The sequence below is a fragment of the Rhodoferax sp. genome (genome assembly GCF_044236835.1).
Taxonomy (GTDB): domain Bacteria; phylum Pseudomonadota; class Gammaproteobacteria; order Burkholderiales; family Burkholderiaceae_C; genus Allorhodoferax.
Window position 1 is genome coordinate 146,702 of sequence record NZ_JBIIGC010000004.1, and the last position, 15,694, is coordinate 162,395.

The 15,694-nt window shown below is 62.0% G+C and carries 12 protein-coding genes and 1 tRNA gene; 7 read left to right on the forward strand and 6 right to left on the reverse strand.

Annotation, left to right across the window (positions count from 1 at the left end):
* Positions 1–9: 9 nt before the first annotated feature.
* A complete protein-coding gene (locus ACILRC_RS04805; protein WP_395668216.1) occupies positions 10–822 on the reverse strand; it encodes an alpha/beta fold hydrolase in 813 nt (270 codons plus the stop codon).
* A complete protein-coding gene (locus tag ACILRC_RS04810) occupies positions 819–2,123 on the reverse strand; it encodes an O-acetylhomoserine aminocarboxypropyltransferase (protein WP_395668217.1) in 1,305 nt (434 codons plus the stop codon). Before ACILRC_RS04810 ends, ACILRC_RS04805 begins: the two co-directional genes overlap by 4 nt.
* 107 nt (positions 2,124–2,230) lie before the next feature.
* Here ACILRC_RS04810 and ACILRC_RS04815 point away from each other — a divergent pair, with 107 nt between their 5' ends.
* Both ACILRC_RS04815 and aroC read left to right on the forward strand, forming a co-directional pair.
* Positions 2,231–2,689, forward strand: coding sequence for a CBS domain-containing protein (locus ACILRC_RS04815; RefSeq protein ID WP_395668218.1), 459 nt, complete (start codon positions 2,231–2,233; stop codon positions 2,687–2,689).
* Between the two features lie 32 nt (positions 2,690–2,721).
* On the forward strand, positions 2,722–3,810 hold the full coding sequence (gene aroC / locus ACILRC_RS04820; protein ID WP_395668219.1) for a chorismate synthase: 1,089 nt from the start codon (positions 2,722–2,724) through the stop codon (positions 3,808–3,810).
* Positions 3,811–3,829: 19 nt separating this feature from the next.
* Here the strand turns inward: aroC and ACILRC_RS04825 are convergent, their stop codons facing one another.
* The 3 genes from ACILRC_RS04825 to ACILRC_RS04835 are packed head-to-tail and all read right to left on the reverse strand — an operon-like array spanning position 3,830 to position 8,232.
* Entirely contained in the window at positions 3,830–6,133 is a 2,304-nt protein-coding gene (locus tag ACILRC_RS04825; RefSeq protein WP_395668220.1) for a patatin-like phospholipase family protein, read from the reverse strand.
* Positions 6,134–6,160: 27 nt separating this feature from the next.
* Positions 6,161–6,529 (reverse strand): glycine cleavage system protein GcvH, encoded by a 369-nt coding sequence (gene gcvH, locus ACILRC_RS04830; protein ID WP_395668221.1) that lies wholly within the window; start codon positions 6,527–6,529, stop codon positions 6,161–6,163.
* 11 nt (positions 6,530–6,540) lie between these two features.
* Positions 6,541–8,232 (reverse strand): electron transfer flavoprotein-ubiquinone oxidoreductase, encoded by a 1,692-nt coding sequence (locus ACILRC_RS04835; protein ID WP_395668222.1) that lies wholly within the window; start codon positions 8,230–8,232, stop codon positions 6,541–6,543.
* A 115-nt stretch (positions 8,233–8,347) separates the two neighbouring features.
* Here ACILRC_RS04835 and ACILRC_RS04840 point away from each other — a divergent pair, with 115 nt between their 5' ends.
* Positions 8,348–9,130 carry an SDR family oxidoreductase gene (locus ACILRC_RS04840; protein ID WP_395668223.1) on the forward strand — a complete coding sequence of 261 codons (783 nt, stop codon included), beginning with the start codon at positions 8,348–8,350 and terminating at the stop codon, positions 9,128–9,130.
* Between the two features lie 79 nt (positions 9,131–9,209).
* Here the strand turns inward: ACILRC_RS04840 and ACILRC_RS04845 are convergent, their stop codons facing one another.
* Entirely contained in the window at positions 9,210–9,968 is a 759-nt protein-coding gene (locus tag ACILRC_RS04845) for a 3-hydroxyacyl-CoA dehydrogenase (protein WP_395668224.1), read from the reverse strand.
* A gap of 214 nt (positions 9,969–10,182) precedes the next feature.
* On the opposite strand from ACILRC_RS04845, the gene ACILRC_RS04850 reads away from it, so the two are divergent.
* From ACILRC_RS04850 to ACILRC_RS04865, 4 genes are all read left to right on the forward strand, one after another.
* Positions 10,183–10,259 (forward strand) — tRNA-Val (locus ACILRC_RS04850).
* A gap of 581 nt (positions 10,260–10,840) precedes the next feature.
* Entirely contained in the window at positions 10,841–11,044 is a 204-nt protein-coding gene (locus tag ACILRC_RS04855; protein ID WP_395668225.1) for a helix-turn-helix transcriptional regulator, read from the forward strand.
* Positions 11,045–11,379: 335 nt separating this feature from the next.
* Complete coding sequence (locus tag ACILRC_RS04860) at positions 11,380–15,297, forward strand: hypothetical protein (RefSeq protein WP_395668226.1); 3,918 nt, start codon at positions 11,380–11,382, stop codon at positions 15,295–15,297.
* Entirely contained in the window at positions 15,281–15,634 is a 354-nt protein-coding gene (locus ACILRC_RS04865) for a hypothetical protein (RefSeq protein ID WP_395668227.1), read from the forward strand. The genes ACILRC_RS04860 and ACILRC_RS04865 overlap by 17 nt, the downstream gene beginning before the upstream one ends.
* The last annotated feature ends 60 nt before the right edge of the window (positions 15,635–15,694 follow it).

Sequence of the window (15,694 nt, forward strand, 5' to 3'; positions counted from 1 at the left end):
TGACCCTGCTCAGGCCGCTGGATTCAGGAAGGACTGCAGTGCCTGTAGCATGGGCTCGGGCGTTTCGGTCATCTGGTGGTGGCCGCCGGGCAGCATGACCACCTTGCCATGCGTGGCTTGGGATACCAGACGCTGGGCGGCTTTTGGGGGCGCCATCTGGTCGGCTGCGCCCAGTACGAACAGGGTCGGGCAACGCACCGCAGCCATCGCGGCATCACCATTGGTGTAGCGGTCGCAGGCCATAAAACCGGTGTGAAAAAGGTTGGTCTGAGGGTTGCTGGCCAACACCCGCCGACCCAGCGCCATGGACGCGCCATAGACCCAGGTTCCCGGCCCCAGCGCGGACGGTGGCGGTGCCAACGTGGCGCGCGAGAACACATTGACCATCTCTAGCGCACGCTGCGGTGCGTGCAGCGAGGCCTCCAGCAGCGCAGGCGTGACCGCCATCGGGTAGGCGGTGCCCACCATCACCAGTTGGCTCACGCGCTGCGGCGCACGTGCCGCCGTCTCTAACGCGATCAAGGAGCCCAGGCTGTGCCCGACCAGCGCGGCTCGCCCCACACCTGCCGCGTCCAACAGAGCCAGCACAAAATCGGCTGCTTGCTGCACTGTGGTGGCGGGTGTGCCTGCGCTGCGGCAGTGGCCTGGCAGGTCGGGCGCCAGCACGTTCCAGCCGTGGTGGGCGAAGTAGCGGCTTTGCAGAATCCAGACGCTGTGGTCGTTGAGCACCCCGTGGACAAAGACCACCGTGGGTTGCGCAGCATCCAGCGGCTTGCCGCCGGTATAGCAGTAGGTGCTGGCGCCTTGGACGTTGAGGATCATGCGGCCCCCTGCGCCTTGACAGCTGCTTTAAGAGCGCGCGTGAGGTCATCTACTAGGTCGTCGGCGTCCTCCAAACCGACGGACAAGCGGATCGTGCCTTGGGTGATGCCGCCCTGCGCGAGCGCTGCCTCGTCCATACGAAAGTGGGTGGTGCTGGCGGGGTGGATCACCAGGCTGCGGCAGTCGCCCACATTGGCCAGGTGGCTGAACACTTTGAGCGCTTCCACAAAGGCCTTGCCCTGTGCGCGGCTGCCCCGGATGTCGAAGCTGAACACCGAGCCGGCGCCCTTGGGCAAAAGCCGCTGCGCTAGCGCGTGGCTGGAGTGGTCGGCCAGCATGGGGTGGCCCACGCGCGACACCAAGGGATGCGCCGCCAAAAACTCCACCACCCGCGCGGTGTTGCGCATGTGCCGCTCCATGCGCAGGGACAGGGTCTCGATGCCTTGCAAGATGAGCCAGGCCGAATGTGGGCTCAGGCAGGCGCCAAAGTCGCGCAAGCCCTCGCGGCGGGCCCGCAGCAAAAACGCACCCACAGTGGACTCCTCGGAAAACACCATGTTATGGAAGCCGCCATAGGCTTGCGAGAGCTCCGGAAAGCGGCCCGAGCGGTCCCAATCGAAGCTGCCGCCGTCGACCACCACACCGCCAATCACCGTGCCGTGCCCGCTCAAAAACTTGGTGGCCGAGTGGTAGACCAAGTCAGCGCCTTGCGTGAACGGCTGGACCAGCCACGGCGAAGTCAGCGTGGAGTCCACCAACAGCGGCACGCCCGCTTCGTGCGCAATGGCCGCCACGGTGGGCGTGTCCAGCACATCGAGCCCGGGGTTGCCCACGGTCTCGCCAAAGAACAAGCGGGTGCTGGGCCGCACCGCGGCACGCCAGCCGTCGATGTCGCCGGGCTGTACAAAGGTGGTCTCGATGCCGAAGCGGCGCAGGGTGTAGTGCAGCAGGTTGTGTGAGCCACCATACAGCGCGCTGGAGGCCACGATGTGGCCGCCTGCACCCATCAGGGTGGCAATGCACAGGTGCAGCGCCGCTTGCCCGCTGGCGGTGCTGATGGCACCGATGCCGCCTTCCAAGGCGCTGATGCGCTGCTCGAGCACCGCGTTGGTGGGGTTGCTGATGCGCGAATAGACATGGCCTGCGCGCTCTAAATTGAACAGCGCGGCGGCGTGCTCGCTGGACTCGAACACGAACGAGGTGCTCAGGTGGATGGGCACGGCGCGCGCGCCCGTGGCGTCGGGCGCGGCACCAGCGTGCAGCGCAAGGGTGTCGAAACCGGGATCGGCGTAGCCTGCCATAGGGTGGTCTCTTCGGGTTGGGAGTGGCTGCGCTCAGTGGCCGGTACGCGCAGTTTGTGGGCTATATTAAAGCGCTCGCAGCAACCCCAGTCCCCAGGAAACCCCCCATGAAAGTCAGCGACATCCTCCGCGTCAAGGGCGGCACGCTCTACACCATCACCCCGGAAGACAGCCTGGCCGACGCTGCGGCCTTGATGGCCGAGCGCGACATTGGCTCCTTGGTGGTGATCTCGTACGGCAAAGTCGTGGGCATGCTTACTTTCCGCGAGGTGATTTTGGCGGTGGTCAAAAACGGCGGTGCGTTTGGCACCACCACGGTCTACCGCGCGATGGACCCGGGCCCTTTGACCTGCACCATGGAAACCGACATGGACGAGGTGCGCCGCATGATGCTGGAGCGCCATGCGCGCTACATGCCAGTGATCGACAACCGCATGCTGATGGGCGTGATCAGCTTCTACGACGTTGCCAAGGCGGTGGTGGATAGCCAGAACTTTGAGAACAAGATGCTTAAGGCCTACATCCGCGACTGGCCCGAGGGCAAAGACCCCTCCGAGGCCGCCTGAGCCGCAGCGCGGCTCGGGGATAATTCAGCCCCATGAGCGGAAACACCTTCGGACATAGCTTCACCGTCACCAATTTTGGTGAATCCCACGGCCCAGCCATTGGCTGCGTGATTGACGGTTGCCCGCCAGGCATGGAGCTAAGCGAGGCCGACATCCAAGGCGACTTGGACCGCCGCCGCCCTGGCACCAGCCGCCACGTCACCCAACGCAACGAGCCCGATGCTGTGCAGATCCTCAGCGGCGTGTACCAGGGCAAGACCACCGGCACACCCATTGCGCTCTTGATCCACAACACCGACCAGCGCAGCAAAGACTACGGCAACATTCTGGAAACCTTCCGCCCGGGCCATGCGGACTACACCTATTTGCAAAAGTACGGCCTGCGCGACCCGCGCGGCGGAGGCCGCTCCAGCGCGCGCCTGACCGCACCCATGGTGGCGGCCGGCGCGGTTGCAAAGAAATGGCTTCGAGAGAAGTTTGGCACCGAGTTTCGCGGCTGCATGACACAGATCGGCGAAATGCCGATTGGTTTTGAAGCCTGGGAGCACGTGCCGCACAACCCGTTTTTTGCACCAGTTGCCGATGTTGCTGCGCTGGAGGATTACATGGACGCGCTGCGCAAGTCCGGTGACTCTTGCGGTGCCCGCATCCGGGTGTGTGCGTCGGGCGTGCCGGTGGGTTTGGGCGAGCCTTTGTTTGACCGGCTCGACGCCGACATCGCTTACGCGATGATGGGCATCAACGCAGTCAAGGGCGTAGAAATTGGCGCGGGCTTCGCCAGCGTGGCGCAGCGCGGCTCCACCCACGGCGACTCGCTCAAGCCTACGGGCTTTGCCAGCAACAACGCGGGTGGTGTGCTAGGCGGCATCAGCACCGGTCAAGACTTGGAGGTGGCCATTGCCATCAAGCCCACCAGTTCCATCACCACGCCGCGCGACTCCATCGATGTATTGGGGCAACCCACCCAGGTGGTGACCAAGGGCCGCCACGACCCGTGTGTGGGCATACGCGCTACGCCGATTGCCGAGGCCATGCTGGCCTTGGTGGTGATGGACCACGCGCTGCGTCACCGCGCCCAGTGCGGCGATGTGCAACCGCCGCTGCGGCCCATTACCGGATAACGCGTCGTGCTGCGGCCACTCACCAGACGGTGAAGCGCCGCCCCAGCTGCACAAACACATTGCGGTTGCCCGCGCTGCCCTGCGCAATGCCGAAAAAGACGTCGCCAATCTTGCTATCCACGGCGATGAACACCGTGCCGCTGTAGTTGTGTGACATGGCTTGGTTGTGCATCCAGGCGTCGCCTTTTTCTGCCACTAGGCCGATGTAGGTGGGCTGGCGCGTCAGGCCACCGTCCAATAGGCGCAGCATGTAAGTCGCCTGCATGTGCAATAGGCGGTCGCCATTGAGCTGGCCAAAATGGTAGGCCCCCATGGTCTGAAAGCCGCCTAAGAACAAGGGCGCAATCGGCGCACCGCCTTGGCAGCCCTCGCACTCAAACACCTGGTCCGCGGCCACGTCCAGGCCGAGGTTGAGCGAATGCGGCCCTACGCTCTTGGCCCAAAGTGCAGTGAAGCGGTAGTTGGCATAGGGCGATCCGCTGCGCTCGATGCGGGAGGTCAAAAAGTTGATGTAGTAGCCCTGGGTGGGAAAGGAGGGCGAGTCCAGTAAATCGGCGGTGAGTTCCAGGTTCAGTCCAGTGAAGCGCTCGCTGGCGTTCTCCAGGTGGTAGCTGACCAGCTGGCCATTGGGGGATACAAAACTCACGCGGTTGGCGGTGTCCACGTCGATGCTGCTGAGGTTGGTGGACACCCCCATGCGTGCGGTGAACTTGTTGTTGAAGTCGTAAGTGAGGTCCAGGCCGAGTTCCTGTCGCCGCACGGTGGCATTGGCCATGCGCTCTGCGGTGGCCACATCTGGCCGATACAGCGGCAACTCAGAACTTTTGTAGGCCATGAAGCCGCTAAGCCCCCAGCCTTGGCCGAAGGGCTGGAACAGGCTGGCCGAGACCAGGTTTTGTGAGCCCACCCGCAGGTCTGCTTGCGCCTCCAGGCCGCTGGGTGTCAACCATGGGCGCCGGTAGCCTAGGCCCACCGAGAACATGTTGACACCGCCGGACTCGGAAAAAAAGCCAAGGTTGGTCTTGAAAAAGTGTGGGCCGTAGGGCTTCTCATTGACGTCGACTTCCAGGGCGTAGCGGCCGCCTTCGATCAGGACCAACTGGTAGGTCAGGCGCTCAAAATAGCCCGAGGTGTAGAGGCTGTCGAGCTGCTGTGCGACCTGGTTGGGATCGTACTCGCGGCCCAGCAGGGGCGCCAGTGCGCGCTCGATGTAGTCGGAGGGCACGTCGGCGTTGCCAGTGACGGTGATCTTGGTGACCGTGATCTCGCGCCGGGTGAATGAGACAGGCTGCTTGTCGGGCCCCAGCTCGGCGCGCCCTACCGTGCTTGCCAGTGCCGCAAACTGTGCCTCTTGGGCGGCCACGGCCTGCTGGCCCACGGCGATGATCTCTGTAGCCTTGTTGAAGTCGCCAAAGCGAAAGCCCTGCAGCTGCGGGCGCACCAGGATGTCATCGGGACGCAGCAGGCCGATGTTGCGGCGCTCGTTTTGGCGCATCAGGATGGTGAGCATCTGGTTAGCCACTTCCAAGGCGTTGCCGGCACCGCTGCCCTCGGGCGGCGCGTCGTCGCCCAGGTAGGACGCCACAATCAGGTCGGCACCTTCGCGCAACGCCACTTCGATGGGCAGGTTGGCGACCAGACCGCCGTCCACATAGGTCTCGCCGTCGATCTCGACCGGCGCAAACACTGCCGGTGCCGCCATGCTGGCGCGCATGGCCAGGGGCAAACTGCCGCGGTCGAAGGCGACCAGTTCGCCGTCGCGGTAACGGGTAGCCACGGCACGAAACGGAATTTTGAGCGCGTCAAAACTACTGTGGGGCGGCACATGCGCGGTGAGCTCTTGCAGCAGCGTGAGCATGCGCTGGCCGTCGCTGACGCCACGGGCGAAGCTGACCCGCCCGTTTTTGAACCCTAGCTCGATGTCCACCGGGTACTGCTGCTGGTAGGCGCGGGTACGGTGCGGCAGGTCTTGCCGGTCGAAGTGGTCCAACGCCATCTTGGCGGGATCGTTGTTGCCAATCGTCTGCTCGATTTGCTGCGTGGTCATGCCACTGGCGTACAGGCCGCCCACGACGGCACCCATGCTGGTGCCAATGATTTTGGAGATTTTGATGTGGTCTTGCTCCAGCCTACGCAGGACGGCCAGATGGGCAAAGCCCTTGGCTCCGCCGCCTGCCAACACCACGGTCACGCTGCGCTGCGGTGAGCCAGCTACCGTTTGGGCATGGGCTGGCTGGCCCCAGGCCGCCAACCACCCCACCCAAACCAGCGCACACCAGCCTAGGCGGTTTGCCCAGCGCTGTGCAGTAACAAAGCGGGGCATGGCGCGCACGGCAAGCCCCGGGGTCATTCAGGACGAGAACGTGCGGTAGGCCGCGGCGTCCATCAGCGCATCGAGCTCGGTAGGGTCGAGCAAACGGACTTTGAAAAACCAACCCGCGTCCAGCGGCGCGGAATTGGCAAGTGAGGGGTCGTCGCGCAGCGCTGCATTGCATTCGATCACTTCGCCTGACACCGGAACGATGACGTCGGCAGCTGCTTTGACCGACTCCACGGTGGCTGCGACATCACCTTTGGCAAAACGCGCGCCCACCGCTGGCAGCTCCACGAACACCACGTCGCCCAAGGCGTCTTGTGCGTGCACCGTGATGCCTACTGCGGCTTCACCATCGCCAAGCGGCGTCACCCACACATGGTCGGACGAGTACTTTTGTGCCATGGTGGAACCTTTCACATGCCAGCGTAGTTGGGGCCACCGCCGCCCTCGGGCGTGACCCAGACGATGTTTTGCGTCGGGTCTTTGATGTCGCAGGTTTTGCAGTGGACGCAGTTCTGCGCGTTGATTTGCAAGCGGTCGGTCTGGTCGTCGTTCTTCACGTACTCGTACACACCGGCAGGGCAGTAGCGGGCTTCGGGGCCTGCGTACTTGGCCAGGTTAATCGCCACCGGAACGCTGGCGTCCTTGAGCGTGAGGTGCGCGGGCTGTTGCTCTTCGTGGTTGGTGTTGCTGATGAACACGCTGCTCAAGCGGTCGAAGGTGAGCTTGCCGTCGGGCTTGGGGTAGTCGATCGGCTTGCATTGCGCTGCGGGCTTGAGATAGGCATGGTCTGGCTTGTCGCGGCCCAGGGTCCAGGGGATATGGCCGCGCAGTACGAACTGCTCAAATCCGTTCATCAGGGTGGCGGTGGTCAGGCCGTACTTGAACCAGTTTTTGAAGTTGCGGTCTTTGTTGAGCTCGGTGTGCAGCCAGCTCGCTTCGAAGGCCTCGGGGTAGGCGCTGAGCTCGTCGTGCTGGCGGCCGGCCACCACCGCGTCAAAGGCGGCTTCGGCGGCGAGCATGCCGGTTTTGATGGCGGCGTGGCTGCCCTTGATGCGGCCCACATTCAAGTAGCCCGCGTTGCAGCCAATGAGCGCGCCGCCTGGAAACACGGTTTTTGGCAGCGCATTGATGCCGCTGGCGTTGATGGCCCGCGCACCGTAGGACAGGCGCTTGGCGGTGACCTCGCCCTGTGCATTCTCGAAGTAGTAGCGCACGTTGGGGTGGGTTTTCCAGCGTTGGAACTCCTCGAAGGGGCTGAGGTAGGGGTTGGTGTAGCCCAGGCCGGTGACGAAGCCGACGGCCACTTTGTTGCCTTCGAGGTGGTAGAGGAAGGCGCCGCCGTAGGTATCAGATTCCATGGGCCACCCGGCCGTGTGCATCACAAAGCCTGGCTTGTGGCGGCTGGGGTCGATCTCCCACAGCTCTTTGATACCGATACCAAAGCTCTGCGGGTCGCGACCCTTGTCCAGCGCAAATCTGGCGATCACTTGCTTGCCTAGGTGTCCGCGCGCGCCCTCTGCCAGCACGGTGTATTTGCCCAGCAGCTCCATACCGAGCTGGAAGTTATCGGTGGGTTGTCCGTCTTTGCCCACACCCAGGTTGCCAGTAGCCACGCCTTTAACCGATCCGTCCTCGTTGTAGAGCAGCTCAGCTGCAGAGAAGCCAGGGAATATCTCGACACCCAGGGCCTCGGCCTGCTGCGCCATCCAACGTGTTACTGCGCCCAGGCTGACGATGTAATTGCCATGGTTGTGTGCGAAAGGTGGCAACAAAAAGTTTGGCACCCGCAGGCCTGACTTCTCGCCCAAAAAAACGTAGGCATCGTCGGTTACGGGCTGGTGCAGTGGCGCGCCGCGTGCCTTCCAGTCGGGGATCAATTCGGTCAGTGCGATCGGGTCCATGATGGCCCCTGACAAAATATGCGCGCCAGGTTCGGAACCCTTCTCCAGGACCACCACCGAGACCTCTTTGCCATGCTGGGCGGCAAGTTGTTTGATGCGGATGGCGGTCGCCAAGCCACCCGGGCCCGCGCCTACGACGACCACGTCGTATTCCATCGATTCGCGGGGGCCATACTGGGCCAGAATTTCCTGGTTTGTCATGGGAAGTCTCATTCGATAATCGAAGCATCCGGGCGGCGCTTGTGGCGCGGATTTTATTCCCGGAACGTCACCCGACGTTCGCGTGGTGGGCATGGTTTTTAGGGAGATCGCTTCAATGGCATACAGCATCGATTTATCGGGACGCGTCGCACTGGTCACAGGAGCCAGCAGTGGACTGGGTGCACAGTTTGCGCGCACCTTGGCAGCGGCAGGCGCGGCCGTGGTGTTGGCCAGCCGCCGGGTGGACAAGCTTAAGGAGTTGCGCGCGCAGATTGAAGGCGAGGGAGGGGACGCCCATGTGGTGGAGCTCGACGTGACCAATCACGACTCCATCAAATCGGCGGTGGCGCATGCCGAGACCGAAGTCGGCTCCATCGACATTTTGGTGAACAACTCGGGCGTGAGTACCACCCAGCGTCTGCAAGATATTGCGCCCGAGGACTACGACTTCATGTTCAACACCAACGTCAAGGGTGCTTTTTTTGTGGCGCAAGAGGTGGGGCGGCGCATGCTGGCCCGCGCCAAAGGGGCGGCACCGGGGAACTACACCGGCGGGCGCATTGTCAACATCGCTTCGATGGCGGGCTTGCGGGTGCTGCCGCAAATCGGGGTGTACTGCATGAGCAAGGCCGCGGTGATTCAAATGACCAAAGCCATGGCCCTGGAGTGGGGCAAGCACGGAATCAATGTCAATGCGATTTGCCCCGGCTACATCGACACCGAAATCAACCACCACCACTGGCAAACCGAGGCCGGTCAGAAGCTGGTGCAGATGCTGCCGCGCAAGCGGGTCGGGCACGCCAAAGATTTGGATGTGCTGCTGGTCACGCTGTGCTCGGACCAAAGCCACTTCATCAACGGCGCCGTCATTGCCGCCGACGACGGCTTTGGTGTGTAAGTAGCTGGAACGCGAAGGAAGTTACCAGAACCGACACAGGACTTAGGCCGCAAGGAAAAGCGGCCTGGCGTACGACGGGCTAGCGCGGCGCCAGCCGGATGGCGCCGTCGAGCCGGATCACCTCGCCATTGAGCATGTCGTTTTCGATAATGTGCTTGGCCAGCTTGGCGTAATCCTGCGGCGTGCCCAAGCGAGAGGGGAAGGGCACACTCGCGGCCAGCGCGTCTTGCACCTCTTGTGGCATGCCAAACAGCATCGGCGTGCCGAAAATGCCGGGCGCAATTGTCATGTTGCGAATGCCGTTGCGCGCCAGATCGCGGGCAATGGGCAAGGTCATGCCCACAATGCCGCCTTTGGATGCGCTGTACGCAGCCTGCCCCATTTGTCCGTCGTAGGCGGCGACCGATGCAGTGGAGATCAAGACACCGCGCTCACCCGTGGGTTCCGGCGCGTTCTGGGACATGGCCTGCGCTGCCAAGCGGATCATGTTGAAGCTGCCAATGAGGTTGACGTTGATACAGCGAACAAAGGCATCGAGCTGGTGCGCGCCATTCTTGCCGACCGTCTTCTCTGCCGGCGCGATGCCTGCGCAGTTGACCAGTCCCATGAGCTTGCCCATGGACACCGCCCGCGCCACCACGGCTTGGCCGTCCGCCTCGCTGCTGACATCGCAGCGCACGAATGCGCCACCAATGGCATCGGCCACAGCCTGACCTTTCTCGGCTTGCATGTCGGCAACTACCACCTTGCCGCCGTTGTCGGCCAGCATGCGCGCTGTGCCTTCTCCCAGCCCGGATGCGCCACCGGTGACGATGAATACCTTGTTTGCAATTTCCATGAGCAACTCCTTGTGTGAACCGGTGCTGTGAGCACCTGCGGCTTGAAATAGGTTTGGGATTTGGGCCCTGGCTTTTGGCCGTGGAGCGGCCGCTATTTGCCTAACGGCTGGTCGGTCTCTAGGCCATTTGCCCTGATTATCGACCACGCGGGAGCCCCGGCAGCGGGGCTGCGGGCCTTCAAAACAACGCTGCTATACTCGCTGGCTTCGACTCAGGCGCATAGCTCAGCTGGTTAGAGCACCACCTTGACATGGTGGGGGTCGTTGGTTCGAGTCCAATTGCGCCTACCAATAACATCCAAACTTCCCCTCGGGGTTGGACATCATAAGCCCGCTTTTCACTCGAGAAGCGGGCTTTTTTTTCGGCGCAGAGTGTCTCTGGATGTGTCAGGAAGTTTCACCCCGCGTGGGGTAAAGCAGTGGGGTAAAACGGCCATCCCCATAAGGGCTGAAATTTTTTACCCCACGCTGAACGAGATGGGCACCCTTCTGATGGGTCGGGATGCGCAACACATCTTTACATGTCCCAGCGATCGAGCCCACAATTTGCTTGCCGTTTGCGATAACGCTCGCCCGGCTGCGGCTGCATTGCCGCCTTATCTTTGGCGCAGGATTTGTAGCAATCCCGTGCCGCTAATGTTGAACAGCAACTGGCGCTGCTCAACATTCCCCACCCAGGGATCCCGTCCCGCCATTTGCTTTTGTGCTTGGCACAGGCAGTGACATCTCGCCCCGATATCTTCTGCGCGTCGCGCGGATAGGGCCGTACTTTGTTCCCTCTACGCAGGCAGGGAAATTTGTCGCATCTACGCGCGGGAACGTGTAGGTGGCGAGCCAGTCCTATTCCAGACTTTGTCTGGGTAAGGCATCCAATGAAAAGGCGCGTTTCTTCGTTTCAGGCAGACCGGCTCCTCCTTACCACCGCGGAGGTCATGGACCTCCTTCGCGTTTCACGTTCGACGCTTTACAGGGGGGTAAGAAAAGGGATCTACCCCCAACCGCTTCTTATGGGGCATCGCGCCATCAGATGGCGCAGCCATGCGATTCAAGATTTGGTCGAGCGGGGTGTCAAATGAGCGCGAGGCTATTGGTCGAGCTGCACCGGGTCCAGGATTCACTGCCACTTGCGCTATCAACAATCTACTCTCAGACATCCAGGGGCAACTGGAATTGGGCCACGCGCATCGGCCCAGATGGGCGCCGTGGGCGTCGACTTTGGGTCGATGTTGATGCGCTTGAGGCCTGGATGCGTATTCGGGGTTGGCAGCACACTTTGCGACGTACTTCCAAAGTCACGCGACGTTGATTGGTAGCGACCAATAAGCAGGGTGCCTTCGAAGCACTCTTGCGTGAGTCATTCCCGCCAGCCCTTCCGTCTTTCAGTCATTGGTATGGATGCTGGAGGTGCGGTATGCGCGAGGGCTTCGTTCGTAATGTTTCGATGACGACCACCGTCGTTCTGGTTGCGATCGTTTGGTGGGTGTTGGCGACCCAGGCCATACCCGTCGCACAGATCGACATGGGGAAGCACGGTTTGGCTCGGTACGCTTTGCGCGTCGAGGCAGGGGAGTTGCCCTGGCTTATCCCTGACGGCCTTCGGGCCTTGGGGCATTTCAATGCACTGCCCTACACGTTGTTGGCTTGGACGATTCTGGGTTCTGTTGCCCTCGTGATCGCATTGCGCCATCGCGGCGAGTCCTGGGGTTTCTGGTCGATCATCGGTCTGTCCTTGCTGGCTGCGGCGGCCTCGCAGACGTATGGCATTCGGCTGCACTGCTGGTTGATGGGCGCCGCTTTGGCGGGCCTCACAGCCCTTTGGTTTCGCTTCCGTTCTAATGCCCCAAACGCGGCTCATCAGCAGACTTCAGCAGTTCCGTGGGTCACCGTCTTTCTGACATGGTCCCTCTGGATGCTGCTGGTGGGGCAAGGCGTCCTCTGGTTGTCCGATCTGGCCGCGCGAGGGCCCGTCAGCCTGAGCTATATCGGTCTTCGCCAGCTGGATGCCGTGTGGGCAGCAGCCTTGCTGGTTTTGCCTGTTGTTGCGTGGGGCGCGCAGCACTTTTTAGTCGTGCTGGTGAGTTTCACTGCATTGTTGGAGCGTCGCAGGGGGCCTCGGGTGCTGTTTGCTCTTTATTTTTTGACCCTTATCCTGCTGGTGATTGTCGGTTCTGAACTGCGTATCGGCGCACAGAGGGGCTATCCCCACCTCAGTTCCGAAGCGGTTCGACTGTTATGTGCACTGTCCGCGGCTTGGTTGATGGCGCGCCACTTCGAGTGGAACGGTCGCTCGGGGTTGACTTCGAAGGCCGGCGCAATGGTGCTCGTCATCTTCACCGGATGCCTGGCAGTGTTGGTGATCACCAAGGATCTGGGGCCGTTTCTCGCGATCGCTGTTGCGTTTGTACCGCTTCTTCTGGTGGTGCTCGCGTCTCGCGAATCCGGGTCTCACGTATTCACGAAGGTCCTGATCTTCAGCTTGACGTGGTTGTGTATGGCGATCGCGGTAAGATTTTTGCTGACCGATTGGCTTCCAGCACAAAGCTGGGCACCCGAGCGGCTCGTGCTGCGTGACGAGGCCTTGAAATCTCCCTTCACGTCTCGTCTGGATTACGCGAGTCAGATTGTCTGGATCCTCGACGCGGCGGGTTCCCAAGGCTTCGGTTTGGGTGGGGTGCCGTGGTGCGGGGCAAAAGCGCTGGTCGGGCTCGCTGCTTGTACCAAGAGCAGCGGTGTCCCGGTTCAATTTGGCAGTGACTACGTTTACACCGCTACTGCTGCCGTTTGGGGCGTTGCTGTGGCGGTGCTGCTGGTTGTGTTGACCCTCTCGCTCCTGGCGATCACGGTATGGGCTGCGTCTCGTCAACACAGGAGCAGCGGGCTCGAGCAGAACAGTGCCCGCCTGCATGCCTGGATTGTTGTGCTAGGCGCAACCATGCTCATGGGCCAGGTCCTGGTCAGCGTCGCCGGGAATGTCGGGCTCATTCCGTTGTCAGGGGTGACCCAGCCGTTCCTGGGTCTGGGAACGGCTGCGCTGTTGTCTTCAGCCGTGTGGCTGGGCTTTGCGCTGGGCGGACTGCGTGCTGAAGTGCAGGCCAGCGGTTGGCTTTCTCAACCCTTGAGGCGTTACTTTTTGGCCACGGTGGCGGGGATGGTTTGCTTTGTAGCGCTTACCTGGGGATGGCGTCTGGCAAACAGCCAGCCGGTTCAAGACCGCTTGACGCCCCAGATCGTGCTCGACGGGTTGGAGGAGATCCGTGCTCGTGTCGTCGAGTCCGGTGGGGGCAGTGCCGGTGGGACCGATGACGCTCCCGTGCCCGTGACCATTACCGATCTGACCTGTCATGTGTCAGCAGCCTCCCTGGAGTTTTATCTTGGTCGTCTTTCACGACATGTTGATCGAGAACTCTTGTCCTTCGCAGTCTCATGCGCCGAGTCCGAGTCCGCTTTGGCTGCCGCCAAGTGGGCCATCGGCCGACCGAAGGAGCAGGCCCTGCGCCTTCTCGGAAAGCCCTCGTCGTCCTTGATCGGCGTGAGTAACCCTTACCGTCTCAACGGCTGCGTGCATTTCACCGGCGAGACTACAGACGGTCAGGCTGGCACCCAGAACGTCGGTCCTTGCTCCCCAACTCCAGATGTCGCCGCACAACTGATGCGCTCTTCACCTGCCCTGGAAGAGGCTCTTGGGGTGGCGACGAGCTTGGTTCGGAAAGATGCGTCCAAGCAAATGGCCTACTACTGGCACGTGACTCCTCAGGCGGTTGCCAGCACCGCAACTACTCCACCATGGGCGGGTGCAGTCGGTCTGAATTTGGCACTGGGTGATCTGCTGGTTCATCGCGAACCGATCAAGACTCGCATTGGCCAAGGCGACAGCGTGAAACTGTCGGTAGATCTGCGCACCCAGGCCGCAGCTCAAGGCATCATCGACTGCTATGTCGGTCCGTGTGAACGCCTATCGGCGGCGCAAACGCAAGGTGGGCCCATGCTGGAGGGCGCCCGTGCCCGCATGGCATCGGTGCTGGTGGTGGATGTGCCGACAGGAAAGGTGCAAGCCGCCGCATCTGGACACACCCCATGTTTCGAGGCACATCACCAAGGTAAATCGCGTGATGGCTGCTTGCTGTTGCCACAACCCCCTGCGGTCCGCCCATGGATGGTGGTTAATCAGGCCTTGCACGGCGAGGCCATGTGCGGATCGCTTTGCAAGCTGCAAGCCTCGTTGGCCTTGCTCCGGACCTCGGCGCCCTTGGCTCAGGATGCGGTGACCTTCAAGAAGGCTATCCGTGAAAGTTTGACCGATCGCTTCATCGACAACTTTCTGTGTGCTGACAAGGGGTTCAACAGCGCCTGCACTCAAAGACGTCTGCTGTCCTTGGTTCAGGCCACACGAGACCTCGGCGGCAGCGCGGCTTGCCCAGTAGGGGAGGGCAGTTGTCGAAGCATGGATCTCTTTGGGGGAGCCGCTTATGCCAGTCTGCCTGTGGCCCGACTGCGCCTGATGACAGACCCATCCACTCAGAGCCGTTCGTTGCTTGATCTCTACCCGCCCGGTGGCAAGACCTTCACCGCGGAAGCCGCAGAAGCCTGCTACTCGAAAGGGTATCCGAATCGCTGGCGCGGATGCCGTGGTGAAGGCCTGGTGGCTAACATCGCAGAGCTGTTCGGCCAGGGCAATGCGCGCACCTCTCCGGCTGGTGTGGCCCAGGCACTATTGACCCTCGCTCAAGCTGCTGAAGCGCAGCCCCGACCCACGCAACTCCATTTGTCGTTGCTTCAAGATGGTGCCGTTGCCACCGATGTAGGTTCTTCGGCTGTTTCCATGCAGCACGCCCGGCAGCTGCTCGAAGCCCTGCAGGAGCCGCTTAAGTCCGGGGGCACGGCGCATGTCTCCTGCCTCAAGTCGATCACGGCCGACGCTTCGCTGAACTGCAATAACTCCGGCCAATGGGTGGTGGCTGGCAAGACTGGTACCCCCTTGTTCCCGCACGACGCCATGACCTACACGGCTCGCAAACAGGCTTGCGACCGCATCAGAGACCGGCCTGACACGGTGTCCCGCCGTCACGATTTGGCGCGTTGCGTGGTGCCTCCCACCAAGTGGTTCGCTTACCTGCTTGGACAACGCGAAAACGGTCAGATCCGCTGGAAGACGGCCGTTGTCGTGCTGGCCGAACGCAACTGGAACGCTCAGACGGGCTTGATCGACACGCCGCTCGACCGCGGCGGCAACGTTGCCGCCGAACTGGGCTTGCGTATGGCCCGCAGCCTCGTCGAACAGGCGCAAAACAAAATTGCCAAACAGGGGAACATCCATGCATCGAAGCCCTGAAATTTTCAGCCTGCGCCGCCAAATCGACGCCCAAAGCGTAGAGGCGCTGCAACACGCCGTGCAAAGCGTGCTGGCCGATGCATGGCATTCCCCCGCCGGCGTTCTTTCGGCCTCGCAGCCTGGCCAAGTCCGCACCCGCATCGGCATTGCCCTCGACCCGCGCCTGCTCCGCCGTCTGCACGCAAGTGACGCCGCGCACTTTACCCACGACCTGTGCCGCTGGATGCGGAGCCTGCATGTTGAATACACCGTCGGCTACTCACCACACAGCACCTCGCTGCCTTTCGGCCGAGTCGAGCACCGCCTTACCGTTGAGCTTTTCCGCTCAAGCTTGTGAGTCGTTTGCGCTGCCTAGTCCGTCTGACCAGTACCGAAACTTAATCCCCTCTGAAAGGAT